At 60.6% G+C, this 16,468-nt stretch carries 18 protein-coding genes; 7 read left to right on the top strand and 11 right to left on the bottom strand.

The features are described 5' to 3' along the window. Positions 1 to 31 precede the first annotated feature (31 nt). From K3728_00290 to K3728_00270, 5 genes are all read right to left on the bottom strand, one after another. On the bottom strand, positions 32 to 403 hold the full coding sequence (locus K3728_00290; GenBank protein UWQ95720.1) for a hypothetical protein: 372 nt from the start codon (positions 401 to 403) through the stop codon (positions 32 to 34). A 30-nt stretch (positions 404 to 433) separates the two neighbouring features. Then, positions 434 to 1,207, bottom strand: coding sequence for a hypothetical protein (locus tag K3728_00285; protein UWQ95719.1), 774 nt, complete (start codon positions 1,205 to 1,207; stop codon positions 434 to 436). 66 nt (positions 1,208 to 1,273) lie between these two features. Beyond that, positions 1,274 to 1,990, bottom strand: coding sequence for a hypothetical protein (locus K3728_00280; protein UWQ95718.1), 717 nt, complete (start codon positions 1,988 to 1,990; stop codon positions 1,274 to 1,276). After that, positions 1,977 to 3,710 carry a dihydroxy-acid dehydratase gene (gene ilvD / locus K3728_00275; GenBank protein ID UWQ95717.1) on the bottom strand — a complete coding sequence of 578 codons (1,734 nt, stop codon included), beginning with the start codon at positions 3,708 to 3,710 and terminating at the stop codon, positions 1,977 to 1,979. The genes K3728_00280 and ilvD overlap by 14 nt, the downstream gene beginning before the upstream one ends. Positions 3,711 to 3,833: 123 nt before the next feature. Further along, positions 3,834 to 4,130, bottom strand: coding sequence for a hypothetical protein (locus tag K3728_00270; protein UWQ95716.1), 297 nt, complete (start codon positions 4,128 to 4,130; stop codon positions 3,834 to 3,836). A gap of 144 nt (positions 4,131 to 4,274) precedes the next feature. Between K3728_00270 and K3728_00265 the strand changes: the two genes are divergently transcribed. The 5 genes from K3728_00265 (at position 4,275) to K3728_00245 (ending at position 8,777) form a co-directional block, all read left to right on the top strand. Continuing rightward, positions 4,275 to 5,156 carry a CPBP family intramembrane metalloprotease gene (locus tag K3728_00265; protein ID UWQ95715.1) on the top strand — a complete coding sequence of 294 codons (882 nt, stop codon included), beginning with the start codon at positions 4,275 to 4,277 and terminating at the stop codon, positions 5,154 to 5,156. Between the two features lie 73 nt (positions 5,157 to 5,229). Next, positions 5,230 to 6,204: an acetyl-CoA carboxylase, carboxyltransferase subunit beta gene (gene accD / locus K3728_00260; protein UWQ95714.1), complete on the top strand. Its 975-nt coding sequence runs from the start codon at positions 5,230 to 5,232 to the stop codon at positions 6,202 to 6,204. Between the two features lie 121 nt (positions 6,205 to 6,325). Further along, on the top strand, positions 6,326 to 7,591 hold the full coding sequence (locus K3728_00255; protein UWQ95713.1) for a bifunctional folylpolyglutamate synthase/dihydrofolate synthase: 1,266 nt from the start codon (positions 6,326 to 6,328) through the stop codon (positions 7,589 to 7,591). 44 nt (positions 7,592 to 7,635) lie between these two features. After that, positions 7,636 to 8,151 carry a hypothetical protein gene (locus tag K3728_00250; GenBank protein ID UWQ95712.1) on the top strand — a complete coding sequence of 172 codons (516 nt, stop codon included), beginning with the start codon at positions 7,636 to 7,638 and terminating at the stop codon, positions 8,149 to 8,151. Beyond that, positions 8,151 to 8,777, top strand: a complete 627-nt coding sequence (locus tag K3728_00245; GenBank protein ID UWQ95711.1) for a chloramphenicol acetyltransferase — start codon at positions 8,151 to 8,153, stop codon at positions 8,775 to 8,777. Before K3728_00250 ends, K3728_00245 begins: the two co-directional genes overlap by 1 nt. An 8-nt stretch (positions 8,778 to 8,785) precedes the next feature. Here the strand turns inward: K3728_00245 and K3728_00240 are convergent, their stop codons facing one another. Further along, a complete protein-coding gene (locus tag K3728_00240) occupies positions 8,786 to 9,871 on the bottom strand; it encodes an AFG1 family ATPase (GenBank protein UWQ95710.1) in 1,086 nt (361 codons plus the stop codon). Positions 9,872 to 10,014: 143 nt separating this feature from the next. On the opposite strand from K3728_00240, the gene K3728_00235 reads away from it, so the two are divergent. Continuing rightward, entirely contained in the window at positions 10,015 to 11,262 is a 1,248-nt protein-coding gene (locus K3728_00235; GenBank protein ID UWQ95709.1) for an MFS transporter, read from the top strand. 108 nt (positions 11,263 to 11,370) lie between these two features. Here the strand turns inward: K3728_00235 and K3728_00230 are convergent, their stop codons facing one another. The 4 genes from K3728_00230 to K3728_00215 all read right to left on the bottom strand — a co-directional run bounded on the left by K3728_00230 (position 11,371) and on the right by K3728_00215 (position 14,774). Beyond that, a complete protein-coding gene (locus tag K3728_00230) occupies positions 11,371 to 12,279 on the bottom strand; it encodes an ornithine cyclodeaminase (protein ID UWQ95708.1) in 909 nt (302 codons plus the stop codon). Beyond that, complete coding sequence (locus K3728_00225; protein UWQ95707.1) at positions 12,276 to 12,899, bottom strand: HAD family phosphatase; 624 nt, start codon at positions 12,897 to 12,899, stop codon at positions 12,276 to 12,278. Before K3728_00225 ends, K3728_00230 begins: the two co-directional genes overlap by 4 nt. After that, positions 12,899 to 13,732 (bottom strand): S-formylglutathione hydrolase, encoded by an 834-nt coding sequence (gene fghA, locus K3728_00220; GenBank protein UWQ95706.1) that lies wholly within the window; start codon positions 13,730 to 13,732, stop codon positions 12,899 to 12,901. The genes K3728_00225 and fghA overlap by 1 nt, the downstream gene beginning before the upstream one ends. A 103-nt stretch (positions 13,733 to 13,835) precedes the next feature. Beyond that, positions 13,836 to 14,774 (bottom strand): AEC family transporter, encoded by a 939-nt coding sequence (locus K3728_00215; GenBank protein UWQ95705.1) that lies wholly within the window; start codon positions 14,772 to 14,774, stop codon positions 13,836 to 13,838. 141 nt (positions 14,775 to 14,915) lie between these two features. On the opposite strand from K3728_00215, the gene K3728_00210 reads away from it, so the two are divergent. After that, a complete protein-coding gene (locus tag K3728_00210) occupies positions 14,916 to 15,536 on the top strand; it encodes a TetR/AcrR family transcriptional regulator (protein UWQ95704.1) in 621 nt (206 codons plus the stop codon). Positions 15,537 to 15,713: 177 nt separating this feature from the next. On the opposite strand, the gene K3728_00205 is transcribed toward K3728_00210, so the two are convergent. Beyond that, entirely contained in the window at positions 15,714 to 16,433 is a 720-nt protein-coding gene (locus tag K3728_00205; GenBank protein ID UWQ95703.1) for an NYN domain-containing protein, read from the bottom strand. Positions 16,434 to 16,468: the final 35 nt, after the last annotated feature.

Genomic DNA, 16,468 nt, shown 5'->3' with positions numbered 1-16,468 from the left:
CCCAAGACGAAATGAAAGACGCCAGACAGGCCTAATCCTGCGCGGTATCCACGCAATGGCGGCGGAACGCGCGTTTGAGCATTTCCAACTCTTCGCGCAGCAAGGTCAACTCGCCTCGGATGTCGTCATCCATGGCCGAGCCGGACATCAGCGTCAGCCGGTCCAAAACTTCGCCCGTTGCCGTGGACCGCAGGCCCACCACTTGCACGCCGTCACTCAGCACATCGGTGGGCAGGTCCAGCGCGACATGCATCGCGCCCGCCTCACTGGGGTGCTCGGTAATCTGCGCCACACCCACGATGCGCCCCTTGTGGAGCGCTTCAATCTCTGTCTGTCCGGCACCCGTCAGCACGCCCTCATAGCGCCCTGCTTGCAGTGTCGTGCGCACCAATGCTTCTGCCATAATCCGTCAGTTCCTTAAGGTTCGGGCGTCCTAGAAATCGGCTCTGGGCGCGCGCAGCAGGACCATGTCCCAAAGGGCGATCCGGGTCATTTTGGGCCCTTCCACGATCAAATCCAACCAGGCTTTTTCAAGCCGTTTCTCGTTGATCTTGGTATAGGCGAGGTCAAATTCAGCCTGCCCCGTGGTCCCATCAAATTCAATCTGGCGGACCATTTGTTCCACATTCGGCCCGTGTTGAATGTTCAGGCGGGCGTAGATTTCCACCGGCTGTTCCCGGTCCGCCACAAGATTGACCGCGATGAAGTGGTTACGTGTCAGCCCCACCATCGCCTCAGGCGGGAGGTCTTGCACGAAGGAAACGAAGGACCCGTCCGAGCGATACACCTCTAGCACCAAACCGAAATTGGCCCCCCGCGCCCAATGGGGGGCGCGTTCCTGGCGAAGGCTCATCTCGGCGTGGTTGGCATCGTGGAAAACCGTCGCCCCCCCACTCAATGGCTGCGGAGAGTTCAGCCCGACAATGCCCTTCGGCCGCATTTCTTCGCGCCAAACGGCAGGTCTTGTGACCCAATCACATTGGTCCGGGCGGTCAATGCCATCATCGCCCACGGCGCGTGACAGAATGGCAGAACGCGATTGCGCTGCCATCGTGTCCAAACGATCGCGCATGCCCTGAATATCGCCATTCATGCGTTTGAGTTCCGCCAAGGACAGATCTTTTGGCGCGCGCAACGCGCGTTGCCAGCGCTTCAGGGTCTGACCAAGGCCAAACCCTCCAAAAATTCCGGGAAATTCCTGACCCATGACTGCTGTCCCTTGCACCCTCACCCCGCCGTGGCATCCTTGTAGCAGATGTCTCTTGGCAATCGGTTACCGGAATATCCGCTGAAAAAGGCCGGTACGGAAGGGGGTTGTTAACTCTTCGTTAACACCCTGTGGCACCTCTGCCGCGCCACTGGCGGTGTTGGCACTCTGCACGGCAGCGGCAAATTGTGTTAAAGTTGCAAGCGCTTGGGCGTCATCAACCTGGGCATCGTCCAAGGTAAGCACGGACAAGGTCGCCAAGCGGGGCCCGATGGCCATATAGGCACGCCAGTAGTCCGAAGCCGTGCCAACCATCTCTCCGGCGCTGCTGTCACGGGCGTGAAGTAGGAACATGCTCGATTGAATACGCGTATCCAAAATCTGTACCGATTCCGGATCTCCGGACCGGCTTAACAAGGCGCGCCCATCCTCGGACAGGAAGAACACCTCTAACGCGGCAAGGTTGGCGGTCAGGCTCGCGCCGGAAGAGGGCGCAGAAACCGCTGCTGTCAGAAGGGCAGGCACATCCGGTTGCGCCGCGCGGGCCGAGCCCGAGATGGCAGCACAATTACCCAGAAGCACAAAGCCTGTGTCATCGGTGTTGCGCGTCGCGGTTGGATCTACGCAGAAGCCAGCAGGCCCGGTGATCGTGACCGCATCCGCAGTGACCTGCACCTGACGGGGCGCGTTTTCATAGTCGCCGCCCCCGCCAAAACCCAATCCGCCGACACAGCCCGCCAGCGCCAGAGACGCCAGCGGGCTGAGCCATTTAGATATCCGCATAGACGTGCTTTTCCGCTTTGCCACCGGGATGGGTTACCGCGCCATAGCGGGCCTCGCCCACAAGCTGCGCGTATTTCCACAACGCGCCCGAGGCGTACATTGTCTCACGCGGGCCTTTCCAATTGGCGCGGCGGGTTGCCAGCTCATCATCGGACAGGGCCACAGACAGCTCGCCGGTCAGCGCGTTGATGGTGATGACATCGCCATCCTCCAGCAAGCCAATCGGTCCACCCACGGCGGCCTCTGGTCCTACGTGACCAACGCAGAAACCCCGCGTCGCACCCGAGAAACGGCCATCGGTAATCAGAGCCACCTTCTTGCCCATGCCTTGGCCGGACAGCGCCGCCGTCGTGGCCAGCATTTCGCGCATGCCGGGGCCGCCCTTGGGGCCCTCGTTGCGGATGACGATCACTTCGCCTTCCTCATAGCCCCGTGCCTTCACGGCCTCGAACGCATCTTCTTCGCATTCAAACACGCGCGCCGGACCCGTGAACACTTGCTGTTCCTCGTCCATGCCCGCGACCTTCACGATCGCGCCTTCTTCGGCAAGGTTGCCGCGCAGACCGACAACACCGCCCGTGGGCGTCAGGGGGTTGGCAACGGTGTGGATCACACGGCCATCGGCCTCGCCTTGGATGCGGTCCAACGCCTCGCCCATGCTTTCGCCATTGGCGGTCATGCAATCTTCGTGGATCAGGCCCGCTTTGCGCAGTTCCTTCATCACAACAGGCACACCGCCGACCTCGAACAGGTCTTTCGCCACGTATTGCCCGCCGGGCTTCATGTCGACGAAGTAGGGCGTATCCTTGAAGATTTCGCACACGTCAAAGAGGTCGAAGTCGATCCCCGCTTCGTGGGCAATCGCCGGAAGGTGCAGACCTGCGTTGGTGGAGCCACCGGTACAAGCCACAACGCGCGCGGCGTTCTCAAGGCTTTCGCGCGTCACGATATCACGGGCGCGAATGTTCTTTTCCAACAGAGTCATAACGGCGCGGCCTGCGGCCTCTCCGTATTCTTTGCGGCCCTCGTAGGGGGCGGGCATCCCGGAAGAGTTCATCAGCGCAAGGCCAATCGCCTCGGACACACAGGCCATCGTGTTGGCGGTAAACTGGCCGCCACAGGCACCGGCGCTTGGGCAGGCGACACGCTCCAGGATCGCCAATTCCGCGTCGGACATCTGGCCCGCTTGGTATTTGCCCACGGCCTCGAACATATCTTGAACTGTGATGTCCTTGCCTTCGTGCTGACCCGGCAGGATCGAGCCGCCGTACATGAACACGGAAGGCACGTTCAAACGCACCATCGCCATCATCATCCCGGGAAGGGATTTGTCGCAGCCCGCAAGGCCCACCAGCGCGTCATAGCAATGGCCGCGCATCGTCAGCTCCACCGTGTCGGTGATCGCATCGCGCGACGCGAGGGATGAACGCATGCCCTCGTGGCCCATCGCGATGCCGTCGGTGACGGTGATCGTGGTGAACTCGCGCGGGGTGCCGTTTGCTTCTTTCACGCCGCGCTTCACCGATTGCGCTTGCCAGTTCAGGGCGATGTTACAAGGCGCGGCCTCGTTCCAGCAGGTGGCGACGCCCACGAAAGGCTGGTCGATCTGCTCTTGCGTCAGGTCCATGGCGTAGAAGTAAGACCGATGCGGCGCGCGTTCGGGCCCCTCGGTCACATGGCGGCTTGGCAATTTGGATTTGTCTGGCCGATTGGCGGTCATGGCGCGTCTCCCTGAAACTTGGCTTTGGCTTGGGCCGAGATTTGGCTTTGCCATGGGATAGAGCGCTGCGCGAAAAGGGGCAAGAGAGGCAGGCACCGGTTCTTCGGACCCTGCCTGCGATGTTCAGGCCAAAGGCGATCCGTCCGAGCCCAGAAAGCTCACGTTCGTGACCTGCCCGGACGACGTGACCATGCAAGACCAAATGCCCGTGCCCCCGACTTGCAACGTGTAGTCCTGAACGCCGCCGCGCGGGTCGGACCCCAGAACCACAACGTCGTGGTTGTTAGTCTCGACCTCGACGGCCTGAATGCAGGCAGAAGACATGGTGGCTTCTGCATTTGCCACGGGCGCTTGCGTGGTGACGCATCCCGCTGCTGTGATGGTCAAAGCAGCTGCTCCGAGTATCTTGAATGATTTCATGAATTGTCCCCTCAATATTCTATAAATTCCCTTGGAATAGGCTGGCGTGTCTTTCTTGTTCGGTCAACCGCGTCTCCCGCTGATTGCGAAGCCGCCTAGGGCGCGATAGGCTAAGAATAACCGCCGAAACAACAAGGCACCCCGATGCAGTACCCCGCTCATATCGAGTTCGTTGCCCCGGCCCGAACCCACCCACAAATCTGGCGGCTCCTGCTTGGGCTGTTGCTGGCAATGGTCATCTATGGCCTCGGCATCGCCTTGGTCTTCGGCGTCATCTTCCTGGTGTCCGGCCCCCAAGGGATGGAGCAATGGGCCTCGGAAATGGTCGAGGCGACAGGCCCGACCGGCACGCTCTTGGTGATGGCCACTTTCGTCGGCATGGCGCTAGGCCCGATGATCGCGGTTCTGGTGCTGCACCGTCGCCGCGTCCGAAGCCTGTTCGGACCGCTGCCGAAAGTGTTTCGGCACTTTCTGATTGCCGCGGCTGTTTGTGCACTTGTCTATGGGGCGTCCTTCTTGATCCCCAATGACGTGGCCATAGAACCAGCGATGGAGAGGGCACTGTGGCTTTCCTTCCTGCCGATGGCCTTGGCGGGTGTCTTCATCCAGACCGGCGCGGAAGAGGTGCTATTTCGCGGCTACCTCCAGCAGCAATTGGCCGCGCGGTTCAAATCGCCGCTTTGGTGGATGGTTCTGCCGTCGATCCTGTTTGCCTCCCTGCATTATCAACCTTCTGTCATGGGCGATAACGCGCTCTATGTCGTGGCCGCCGCCGGGCTGTTCGGCCTTCTGGCGGCTGACCTGACCGCTAAGACAGGCTCTATCGGCGCGGCTTGGGGCTTCCATTTCGCGAATAATGTCGTGGCTATCCTGATTGTCGCCCTCGATGGCCCCCTCTCGGGTCTTGCGCTTTATGTGGCACCAATTTCAGCGGCGGCCGCCGAAATCAGGCCCCTGATCCTTCTGGATATGGGGACGACGGTGGTCACATGGATCATCATCCGCGCCGCCGTGGCCCGCACATGACCGATGGGTATTTGCAATTTGGCCAATTGCACAATATCTCGACTCCAAGCCCAATGACCGGATTTTTGCGACCATGAACTGGATTTCCAACTACGTCCGCCCTCGGATCAACTCCATCTTCTCCCGTCGTGAGACGCCCGAGAACCTGTGGTCGAAGTGCAGCGAATGCGGCACGATGCTGTTCCACCGGGAACTGTCGGACAATCTTAACGTCTGCACCAACTGCGATCACCACATGGCCCTGTCCCCGCGTGACCGCTTCACGGCGTTGTTCGACAACGGCATCTTCACCGAGATCTCCGTGCCCGAACCGGTCGCCGACCCGCTGAAGTTCCGTGACCAAAAGAAATACCCGGACCGCATGAAGGCCGCCCGCGCCAACACGGCCGAGGCCGAGGCGATGTTGGTTGCCGAAGGCGAAATGGGCCGCACACCTATTGTCGCTGCCGCACAGGATTTCTCTTTCATGGGCGGCTCCATGGGCATGTTCGTGGGCAACGCCATTATCGCCGCTGCCGAACGCGCGGTTGCCCTGAAACGCCCCCTCATCCTGTTCTCCGCCGCCGGCGGCGCTCGGATGCAGGAAGGCATCCTGTCGCTGATGCAGATGCCCCGTACAACCGTCGCGGTGCAGATGCTCAAGGAAGCGAACCTTCCCTACATCGTGGTCCTGACCCACCCCACAACGGGCGGCGTCACCGCGTCTTACGCGATGCTCGGTGATGTCCACATCGCCGAACCCAACGCGCTGATCTGCTTCGCAGGCCCCCGTGTGATCGAACAAACCATCCGTGAAAAACTGCCCGAGGGCTTTCAGCGCGCTGAATATCTCCTCGACCACGGCATGCTGGACCGTGTCACCCACCGGGCTCAGATGCGCGAAGAACTGATCACCATCACCCGGATGCTCATGGGCCATTCCCCCGCTGTCGTCGGTGACCTGCCCGCGCCCGACAAAACCCCGGCCGCAACCCCAGAGGCCGCGTCTGGCGCAGCGCCAGAAGACACCTCGTCACCCGGCCCTGACACGCCCCCTTCGGCCGATTAACACGCGCCGCTTCCCCTTCATCTTGGCCAATACAACTCATGCACCCCGCCTGAGCCCGGTATAACGCCAAAGGGGGAGCCTTTCGCCCCCTCCCATCGGTGCCTTGCCCGCAGGATTTGCCATGACGCCTCAATCGGATCACCTGCTCGCGCGCATGATGGCGCTGCACCCCAAGATCATCGACCTGACCCTCGATCGGATGTGGCGCATCCTCGCCGCGCTCGACCATCCCGAACGGCGCATCCCCCCCGTGATCCACGTGGCGGGCACCAACGGCAAAGGCTCCACCCAAGCGATGATTCGGGCGGGCCTCGAAGGCGCAGGCCTTACCGCCCACGCCTATACTTCGCCCCACCTGGCACGGTTCCACGAACGCATCCGCCTAGCCGGAACCCTGATCGACGAGGATCACCTCTCGACAACCCTCGACATCTGCCTCAGTGCCAACGGCCCCGATCCGATCACTTATTTTGAGATCACAACCGCCGCTGCTTTCCATGCCTTCGCAACCACGCCAGCCGATTACACGCTGCTGGAAGTGGGCCTCGGCGGCAGGCTCGACGCCACCAACGTGATCGACACGCCTGCCCTGTCCGTCATCACTCCCATTGATCTGGATCACCAACAGTTCCTTGGCGATACGCTGGCGGAAATCGCGACCGAAAAAGCGGGCATCATCAAACGTGGCGTGCCCGTTATCGTCGGGCCCCAGAAAGACGCCGCCCTAGAGGTGATCGAAGATAGAGCCGCCCGCCTTGGCGCGCCGGTCATCGCCCATGGTCAGCACTGGCATGTCTCCGCCGAACGTGGCCGCCTGATCTTCCAGGACGAAACCGGGCTGCTCGATCTGCCCATGCCCGCCCTCGCCGGGCCGCATCAAATCCAGAATGCGGGCACTGCTTTGGCGGCTCTGCGTACCCTAGGCGTCGGCAACCCCGATGCCGCGATGGAGAACGCCACCTGGCCCGCGCGGATGCAGAAACTCCGCTCCGGCCCCCTGGCGGACACGGCCCCCATGGCCGAGCTTTGGCTCGACGGCGGGCATAATCCCCATGCGTCCCGTGCCATTGCCGCCACGCTAGAGACTTTGCCGAAGCGCCCCACGTACCTGATCTGCGGGATGCTCAACACCAAAGACGTGACCGGCTACATGGCCCCCCTTCGCCCCTGGGCAAAATCCCTTACGGCGGTCTCCATTCCGGGCCAAACGGCAACGCTCAGCGCCGAAGACACCGCTTCGGCCGCCCAAGCCGCCGGGTTAGAAACCCACATCGCGCCGAGCGTGGATGAGGCGTTGGCCCAAATCATCGCCACCGACCCAACCGCCCGTGTCCTGATTTGTGGTTCTCTCTATCTGGCTGGTGAGATCCTCAAAACCAACGGCTGACGCCAATGGTTGACCTGCGCCGACGCGCACGCCACCTTTGCCCCATGGTTCACCGCGCCTCCTTCCTCACCGCCCTCCTCCTCACAACCGCGCCCCTGAATGCGGCGCAGTTTCAGTTCTGTTGGGTCGGGGCCAATGGATACACGATGGAAGGTCACATCGGCTTTCCTGATGCCCTTCTCGACAGCGGCCTTATCACCCAAGATCAAGTCACCGATTTCCAGATCATCGGCCACATAGACGGCGTCGCCATCGGCTCTTGGAACCTGACAGAGGTCACGACTGACACTTCTTGGTTACTGAGGTTCGATACCACCACCCTGCAATTCCCCACTGGCGGCATCAGGGCGGAGAATTCATATCAGGAATGGAACGCCAACGGCCAAGTGAACAACTGCGGTGCGCAGGCGGGTTTTGGCTGGAACGGCGGCAATTACGCCCAGGACGTGTGCATCAATAACCTCTGGATCGAAGACAGCTCGATCGACCCCAACACGCCGCTTTTCGTGCAACCGATGGATGTCGCGCTTATCTGCGAATCCACAATACCGGTAAGCTGATGGAACACCCCGTAGATCTTTCCACATGGCCCCGTGCCGCGCAGTATCACTTCTTTCGCACCTATGATCGCCCCCACTTTGCGGTCACCTCTCGGATCGACGTGACCGATCTAATGGTGCACCTGAAACCTTCTGGCGTGTCGCCCTATCGCGCTAGCCTCTTCGCCATAGGTGCTGGCATCCACGGGGTGCCTGAGTTGTTGATGCGGTTTCGCGGCGATCGTGTCATCCGCCACGATGCCGTGGAAATGTCGATGACCGTGCCCACGGATACAGGCAGTTTCACCTATGCCTATGTGCCCTTTGATCCCGATTTCTTCCGCTTCGACGCAACGGCCAAATCCCTGATCGACGCTGCGGCGAAGTCCGGCAACCTCGCGGCCAATTTTAACGAGCGCGATGACCTGTGCTATATGTCCTGCCTGCCTTGGCTGGATTACTCTTCAATCACCAATGCGATGCCCGGCCCTGATGACTGCATCCCCCGTGTCAGTTGGGGCAAGATAGTCGAGAACGGCGGGCGCTGGTCCATGGCCATGACCCTCGAGGTGCACCACGCCTTGGCCGATGGTGCCCATGTCGGGGCCTATTTCACAGCAGTGCAAGCGGCCTTGGACGGGCTGTAGAGCGGGGCCTATCCCGCTGCCAGCGCGCCCCATTCCGCACCCTGCATTTCGCGCAAACGGCTGGCGGTGCGTTCAAATTCAAAGACGCCCGCGCCTTCAACGTAAAGCGCCTCTGGCTCGGCCTCTGCGCTGGCGATCAGGCGCACATTGCCTTCGTATAGCGTGTCAATCAGCGTCACGAATCGCTTGGCTTCATTGGCATTGCCGGGGCCCATCTTTGGGATATCTTCCAGCACCAACACGTTGGCCGCCCCCACCAAGGCAAGGTAGTCAGCTGGCCCCAAAGCGGTGCCACAAAGCGCTGCAAAACTGGCCCTTGCCTGCCCCGCCCAGAACCTTGGGATCACCACATCGCGGCCTTTCACCTCTAGCGTCAACGGCTCATCCCGCCCGCCGGTCAGGTCGCGCCAAATGACATCAATCGCCCGCTTTGCATTGGCGTCGGCAGGGGTGAACCAAACCGGCTCTCCGGACAATCGGTCTTGGCGATAATCAGTCTCTGCATCGAGCTGATAGACCTCCATCCGATCTTCCAGAAGCTCGATGAAGGGCAGAAACAACTGCCGGTTCAACCCGTCCTTATAAAGGTCTGCTGGTGGCCTGTTCGAGGTCGTGACAACCACAACGCCCGCCTCAAACAACCTCTCGAACAAGCGCCCCACGATCATCGCATCGGCGATATCGGTGATCTGCATCTCATCGAAACACAGTAACTTCAGGTCGCGGGCGATATCTTCGGCCACCGGCTTGATCGCGTCGTCCACGCCGGTTTTTCGAGCTTCATGCAGCGCGGCCTGAACCTCTTGCATGAAGGCATGGAAATGGACCCGGCGCTTCTCGGCGATGCCCGCGTGCTGAAAGAACAAATCCATCAACATGGATTTTCCGCGTCCTACGCCGCCCCAAAGGTATAGCCCCCTCGAACCGGTCGGTTCTGCCTTCCGAAACCTTGCCAGAAAGCCCTTGGGCTGCGGCGCATCAAGGGTGGCACGCACCTCTTCCAAACGCGCCATAACGGCACGTTGCGCAGGGTCAGGGCGCAAAAGCCCCTCAGAGACACGGGTATCGTAAAGCAAGGTAAGCGGCTGAGACATGGCGTCGTTCTATCGGAAACCTAGGGCGTTTGCCCATAGAAATCAGCGCCTTCAAGGAATGTGAACCGATAGGTCACAAGCACTGATTTGACGCGCCACCTCCGGCCCGTCACAGTCGCCCTGAAACCCGGAAAGAGTCCCCAATGGATCGCCAAAACAACTTCTTCACCCCCGTCCTGATCGGCGGATGTGCCATCATCCTGATCAGCTTCGCGATCCGGGCCAGCTTCGGCGTGTTCCAGATCCCCATCGCAGCAGAATTCGGCTGGCTAAGGGCGGAATTCAGCATGGCGATTGCGGTGCAAAACCTTGCATGGGGCATCGGTCAGCCGGTCTTCGGCGCAATTGCCGAGAAGTTCGGCGACCGCAAAGCGATCTTCCTGGGTGTCGCGCTTTATGTGGTGGGCCTAGTGGTATCGGCCTATGCGATCACCCCCGGCCAGCACCAATTGCTGGAGGTGCTGGTGGGCTTTGGCATTGCGGGCACAGGTTTCGGCGTGATCCTCGCTATGGTCGCCCGTGCCGCGTCTGACAAAAACCGCTCCATGACACTGGGCGTGGCGACCGCCATGGGCTCTGCCGGGCAAATCATCGGCCCCCCCATCGCCGAGGCGCTTTTGGGCGCCTTCCCCTGGCAAACAGTGTTCCTGATCTTCGCGGCCCTGGTCTTCGCTTCGCTCCTGTTCCTGCCGCTCCTCCGCGCGCCAGAGCGCCCGTCCTCGCCGCAATTGGAAGAGACATTGGCGCAGATTCTCGGCAAAGCGATCCGCGATCCCTCTTTCACCCTGATCTTCATCGGGTTCTTCTCCTGTGGCTACCAACTGGGCTTCATCACAGCCCACTTCCCGGCCTTTATCACCGAATTCTGCGGCCCCATTGCCCCCGGCGGCGTCCTGCACTCGTTGGGTGTCACCACGACCTCTGCCCTTGGCGCCATGGCCATCGCGGTGATCGGCGCGGCTAACATCGGGGGCACACTCCTCGCGGCCTACCTCGGGAACACCTACTCGAAAAAGAACCTCCTAGCCGCCATCTACACAGGCCGCACCATCGCGGCCGCAGCCTTCATCCTGCTTCCGATGACACCCACCTCGGTCCTTGTCTTCTCTGCAGTGATGGGGTCCCTCTGGCTCGCGACTGTTCCCCTCACCAGCGGCCTTGTCGGCTACATCTACGGCCTCCGCTACATGGGCACGCTCTATGGCATCGTCTTCTTCAGCCACCAGTTGGGCAGCTTCATGGGCGTCTGGCTTGGCGGAGAACTCTTCGATGCCTACGGCGACTACACTGCCGTCTGGTGGGTCGGCGTCGGCGTCGGTGCCCTAAGCGCCATCATTCACCTGCCAATCAAGGAAACACCCCTCGGCCAACGCGCGGCCCTCTCGGCCTAGCTCCCCTTCATCTTGGCCTTACACCTCCGGGGGGTCTGGGGGGCAGCGCCCCCCAGTTGCCGGGTCTGCCCCCCCTAATTGGTCGTGCGCAACGCGCGCGAAATAAGCCTATCCGGCTCGCACCGCGTCCAGAATATAGCGGGCCACCATCAAATCCAGATGCGCCCCTCCGCCATTCTTGCACAGCGTAATTTCCGTGTCCGAGGCCCGTGTCACCGCTTCCATCTCGTAGAAATCCGCCACTACATCGCTCTCAAAGAAAACCCCTGCCTCCAAGGGTATCTTCAACTCTCCGATATGCCCCAGCGTTGTGGCCCGGCTGTCCACAAAAACCCGAGACCGCCTCAAGGCATCATCGTCGGCTTCCCGCATGTCTGGCCGATACGCCCCGATCAGGTCCAGGTGCGTGCCCGGTGCCAGCCACTTGCCCATAATCACAGGCTCCGTCGCCATTGTTCCGGTGCCGATGATATCGGCCTCGCCCACGGCGGTCTCCAGATCTCGGGCAATCTCCATGCCCTCATAGCGTGCTGCAAAGGCGGCGGCTTTGGCAAGGCTTCTGTTCCATATAGTGAACTGCGCGTCAGGGAATGCCGCCGAATAGGCATGATACAGCGACTCCGCCACGCTGCCCGCCCCCACAAGCAGGATGCGCTTCGCGTCCGGCCTCGCCAGCTTCCTCGCCGCCAAAAGACTGTCGCCCGCTGTCTTCCACTTGGTTAGCAAATGGAAATCTATGATCGCCTCCAGCGTGCCGTCCCGGTCCGAGAACAGACACACGCCGCCGTTGATCGCAGGCTTTCCCAGATCCTTGTTGCCCGGAAAGATCGTGGCGGTCTTCACCAATTGGCCCAACCCGTCGATCCACGCCGCGCGGCTAAGCAGTGTATCTTCGCCGCGATATAAGAATGTGTCGTCGATCTGCGCGCGCGGCATCCGGTGGCCCGCCTCTATGGCGTCACTCAAAGCGATCCAGTCGAGCGAGGCTTCCGCCTCAGGTCCGATAATCAGCGTCATAACCCTGCTTCCTCCTTGCTCAACAGCCCTTCTTGTACCAGCCGTTCGGCCCATCCTTTAGGGCCATCAAACAGATGCGTTTGCCATCCGCGCTTGGTGGCGGCTTCAATATTATCGACCCTGTCGTCGGCGAAAAGCAGGCTCTCAGGGGCTAGGCCACAATCCGCCTCCACCTGCGCATAAATCTGCGGATCGGGCTTTGTGATCCCCATATGGCCCGAGATATAGGACCGGTCGAATTCACCCAAAAACGGATATTCCGGCAGGGCGATGTCAAAGGTCTCCACCCCGAAATTTGACAGCGCAAACACGGCGACGCCACGACGACGCAATTGGCGGAGGAGTGCCACCGACTGCGGAATAGAAGGAGAGGCCATGTGCAGCCAATCGTCGTGCCACAGCATGATTTCATCGTGAAACGCGGGGTAGGCGGCGGCGCATTCCTGCACCATCTCCAAAAAGTTCTCTCCCTGATCCACGCGGTCGTTCATGGCGTGCAGGTCCACGGCGGCGAACATCTCGCGCCGCCGGACCTCTCCGATCACACGGTCATAATGGCGCTCGGGTTGCCACTCGATCAGCACATTGCCGATGTCAAAGATGACGGCCTGAACCGCCATCAGGCGGAATACAGGGCTTCGGCGTGGAAGGTGATGTGGTCTTCCATGAAGCTCGACACGAAGAAATAGGAATGGTCGTAACCCGGCTGCATCCGCAGTTGGATTTCCTGGCGGCGCAGGGCCGCGGCGTGGGCCAGTGCTTCGGTTTTCAGAAGATCGCCAAACTGGTCGTTTGTGCCCGTGTCGATCAGCATCGGCCCGTCAAAACCGGCGGCGTGCATCAATAGCGTGGCATCATGGGGCGCCCATATTTCTTGATCGTCGCCCAGATAGGCGGTTAGCTGTTTGCGGCCCCACTCACTTTCCGTCGGGTTACAGATCGGCGCAAAGGCAGAGACCGAGGCGAAGCGATCGGGGTGGCGCATGGCAATCGTCAACGCGCCGTGTCCGCCCATGGAATGTCCGGTAATCGCCTGGCGGTCCTGATCCAGCGCAAAATTCTTGAACACCAGCGAGGGCAAATCATCGACGATGTAATCCCACATGTTAAAATGCGGGGCCCAAGGTTTCTGGGTGGCGTTTACATAGAAGCCAGCGCCTTGCCCAAGGTCATAGGCCGGATCATCGGCCACATCTTCGCCGCGTGGCGAGGTGTCGGGGAAAATCACCGCGATGCCTTGTTCGGCGGCCCACCCTTGGGCGCCGGCTTTGCTCATGGCGTTCTCGTGGGTGCAGGTCAGGCCCGACAGATACCACAGGATTGGCACAGGGCCGTCTGCGGCTTCACCGGGCATGAACAAACCAAAGGTCATGTCCCCGCCTGTGGCGTCGGATTTATGGGTGTAGACGCCCTGCGTGCCGCCAAAGGCTTTGTTCTCAGAGATGGTTTCCATGGCTCGGTGCCCCCAGTTGTTTTGAATGGGTTAACGCGCCAGCGGGTTGTGGCGCAACGGTTTCATCGCGTTTGCCGCAGTTTACGTGCCCGTAACGCGGGGATCACACACCGGAGATCGGCGCCAACCAAGCGATGACGGCAGACACGGTCAGGATAGACAGCGCGGTAGACACAAGGATCGCGGCAGATACCCGTTGCGGGGCCACGCCATAGTGCTGCGCGAGGATATAGACGTTCCCCGCCACGGGCAAAGAGGCCGCGGCGATCATCACGGCGGCGTCGTAGGGCGGCACATCGAAGATCAACAGAGCGGCGACCGCCACGGCTGCCGGGTGCAGCACCAGTTTGCAGAATGTGAGCCACCCCGCGACAGACATCCGCTCGGCTGACTTTCCGGCCAGCGATGCGCCAATGGCGAACAAGGCGCCCGGCGTCGCGGCAGCGCCCAGAATCGCGGTGAACTCATTCACCGGGCCGGGCAATGTCCAACCGGTACTGGACCACGCCAGCCCCAAAACGATCGACACGATCATCGGGTTCTTCAGCAGGCCGATCCCCACCGTGCGCAGCACCCCAAGCGACATGCGCCCATCGCGGCTTCCCGTCACGATAATCACGATCAGGCTGGAGAACACGATCAGATCCAGGGACAACACCAGCAACACCGGCCCCGCCGAAGCCTCGCCCAACAGCACAACCAGCATCGGCACGCCGAGGAAACCGACATTGCCGATCACGGCGCATTGGGCCTCGAACGCGGCCTCTGTCACGGGGCGTTTGCGCACCATCGCGACGGCGGTGGCAATGAAATAGACCACGAAACAGCCCGTCAAATAGGCACCCACGAACTGCCAATCAAAGATTTCGGCCAGCGAAAGATTTGCCGCGAACCGAAACAGCATCGCCGAGAGGGCAAAGTAGAAGACGAACTTGGTCAGGTAAGCTGCGGCCTCCGAGGTGAAGAACCCCGTCCGACAGGCTTGGAAACCCAGAGCGATGAGGGCAAAAAACGGGAGCGTCTTCAGGAAAATTTCAAGCATGGCAAAGGGCTAAGCCAAGCGCTTGGAACTGTCCAGACGCCGGGCGCGGGTGGCCCTTTCCCTCAGGTCCAACTTGCCGAAACTAAACTATTCAGTTTACAATATCTGTCAGGAGAGGGACGCCACCCCCATGCAAAAATCATGAACGCTGAGATGCAGATCAAGAAGGGTCGCAAGTACGACCAAGTGATTGGCGGCGCCCGCGCTGTCTTCATGCGTGAGGGTTTTGAAGGCGCGTCCGTGGATGAAATCGCCCGCGATGCCGGCGTGTCGAAGGCGACGCTTTACAGCTATTTTCCCGATAAGCAGCATCTGTTTTTGGCTGTCCTGAAGATGGAATGCACCGCCCAATCCGAGGTGGAAGTGTTGTTCGAGCAATCGGGCCTGAGCGTCGAAGAAAAGCTGGTCGTGATCTGCAAAAAACTAGTCACGTTTTTCCTGAGCGATTTTGGTCAAGACATGTTCCGCGTCTGCGTGGCCGAGGCCAAGCGCTTCCCGGAATTGGGCGTGACCTTCTATGCCAGCGGCCCCAAGAACTGGGGCGAAAAGATCGCGGGTTTCCTGTGCACCGAAAAGGCCCGTACGGTGTTGGACATCGAAGACCCGCTCCTTGCCGCTGACCAATTGGCGCAGCTTTGCCGCTCGGACCTGATGCTTAAGGTCATGTTTGGCATCGAAAAAGACCCCTCCGAGGATGAGCTTTCCCGCGTCGCGCATGAGGCAGTGCGGACTTTCCTTGCCCGTTATCGCCGCGTTTCCTAGGCCACGCTAAAGCGGTAATCGCGGGCCACGTCATCGTCCTGATAGCGTAACTTTGCGCCCCCATGCAGATCGCGGCGGTTCCCAGACCTTGCCCCCTGAAAGTGGGATAGACCCAGCACCCTGCCATCTCAAATTCCAGATCGGGGTCTTCAAGGGCCCGCCAGACCCGCAGACCCATTAATCCAGCCTGCGCACCAGAAGCTGGTTGCCCTGCCCACGAGTGACTTCCAGCATCTTCAGGCTCTCCACCAAATCGCTCAGCTTGCGGGCGCCATAGGTGCGGGTGTCAAAGTCTGGATTGGCGGTGGTCATGTATTGGCCCAGTTGCCCCAGAGAATACCAGTCGTCGTCCTGCTCAATCGCCTCCATCGCACGGAAAATCAGGTCGCGGGCCTCGTTGATAGGCCGGGCTTCAGGCTTGGGGTCTGCCTTGGTGGCGGGGGTGTCTTTGGGCTGCTCGGGCAGGATGTTCTCGATAAAGATGAACCGCTTGCAGGCCTTGCGGAACGCCTCGGGGGTTTTTTGCTGGCCGATGCCGTAGACGTCCAGACCCTGTTCGCGGATACGGCTGGCCAACCGCGTGAAGTCACTGTCTGACGACACCAGCACAAAACCATCAAAGCGGCCCGAATGCAGCACATCCATCGCGTCAATCACCAGCGCGATGTCGCTGGCGTTCTTGCCCACGGTATTGGCGGGTTGGTGAAATGGGACGATCCCGTATTCCGCCTGAACCCCGGACCAGCCCTTCATGTGGGTGGAGCTGAAATCCCCGTAAATCCGCCGGACAGAGGCTTCGCCAAAGCGCGCAATCTCATCAAAGATCGCTTTGGCATGCTTGTGGGATGTGTTGTCGGCATCAATCAGGACGGCAAGAAGTGGCGTATCATTAGCCATGGCGTTTCCCCTTTTTTCCTTGTGTGGCACATCGA

Source organism: Rhodobacteraceae bacterium M385 (genome assembly GCA_025141835.1).
GTDB lineage: Bacteria > Pseudomonadota > Alphaproteobacteria > Rhodobacterales > Rhodobacteraceae > Gymnodinialimonas.
The sequence above is the reverse complement of the archived record's forward strand: the minus strand, read 5'-3'. Positions and strand labels throughout refer to the sequence as shown.

Bases quoted from the DNA above. Each gene is read 5' to 3' on its own strand.
- K3728_00245 (UWQ95711.1), top strand. From the start codon at position 8,151: ATGGAACACCCCGTAGATCTTTCCACATGGCCCCGTGCCGCGCAGTAT.
- K3728_00270 (UWQ95716.1), bottom strand. From the start codon at position 4,130: ATGAAATCATTCAAGATACTCGGAGCAGCTGCTTTGACCATCACAGCA.
- K3728_00210 (UWQ95704.1), top strand. From the start codon at position 14,916: ATGAACGCTGAGATGCAGATCAAGAAGGGTCGCAAGTACGACCAAGTG.
- K3728_00240 (UWQ95710.1), bottom strand. From the start codon at position 9,871: ATGTCTCAGCCGCTTACCTTGCTTTACGATACCCGTGTCTCTGAGGGG.
- K3728_00290 (UWQ95720.1), bottom strand. From the start codon at position 403: ATGGCAGAAGCATTGGTGCGCACGACACTGCAAGCAGGGCGCTATGAG.
- accD (UWQ95714.1), top strand. From the start codon at position 5,230: ATGAACTGGATTTCCAACTACGTCCGCCCTCGGATCAACTCCATCTTC.
- K3728_00280 (UWQ95718.1), bottom strand. From the start codon at position 1,990: ATGCGGATATCTAAATGGCTCAGCCCGCTGGCGTCTCTGGCGCTGGCG.
- K3728_00265 (UWQ95715.1), top strand. From the start codon at position 4,275: ATGCAGTACCCCGCTCATATCGAGTTCGTTGCCCCGGCCCGAACCCAC.
- K3728_00225 (UWQ95707.1), bottom strand. From the start codon at position 12,899: ATGGCGGTTCAGGCCGTCATCTTTGACATCGGCAATGTGCTGATCGAG.
- K3728_00250 (UWQ95712.1), top strand. From the start codon at position 7,636: ATGGTTCACCGCGCCTCCTTCCTCACCGCCCTCCTCCTCACAACCGCG.
- K3728_00235 (UWQ95709.1), top strand. From the start codon at position 10,015: ATGGATCGCCAAAACAACTTCTTCACCCCCGTCCTGATCGGCGGATGT.
- K3728_00255 (UWQ95713.1), top strand. From the start codon at position 6,326: ATGACGCCTCAATCGGATCACCTGCTCGCGCGCATGATGGCGCTGCAC.
- K3728_00230 (UWQ95708.1), bottom strand. From the start codon at position 12,279: ATGACGCTGATTATCGGACCTGAGGCGGAAGCCTCGCTCGACTGGATC.
- K3728_00215 (UWQ95705.1), bottom strand. From the start codon at position 14,774: ATGCTTGAAATTTTCCTGAAGACGCTCCCGTTTTTTGCCCTCATCGCT.
- K3728_00205 (UWQ95703.1), bottom strand. From the start codon at position 16,433: ATGGCTAATGATACGCCACTTCTTGCCGTCCTGATTGATGCCGACAAC.
- ilvD (UWQ95717.1), bottom strand. From the start codon at position 3,710: ATGACCGCCAATCGGCCAGACAAATCCAAATTGCCAAGCCGCCATGTG.
- fghA (UWQ95706.1), bottom strand. From the start codon at position 13,732: ATGGAAACCATCTCTGAGAACAAAGCCTTTGGCGGCACGCAGGGCGTC.
- K3728_00285 (UWQ95719.1), bottom strand. From the start codon at position 1,207: ATGGGTCAGGAATTTCCCGGAATTTTTGGAGGGTTTGGCCTTGGTCAG.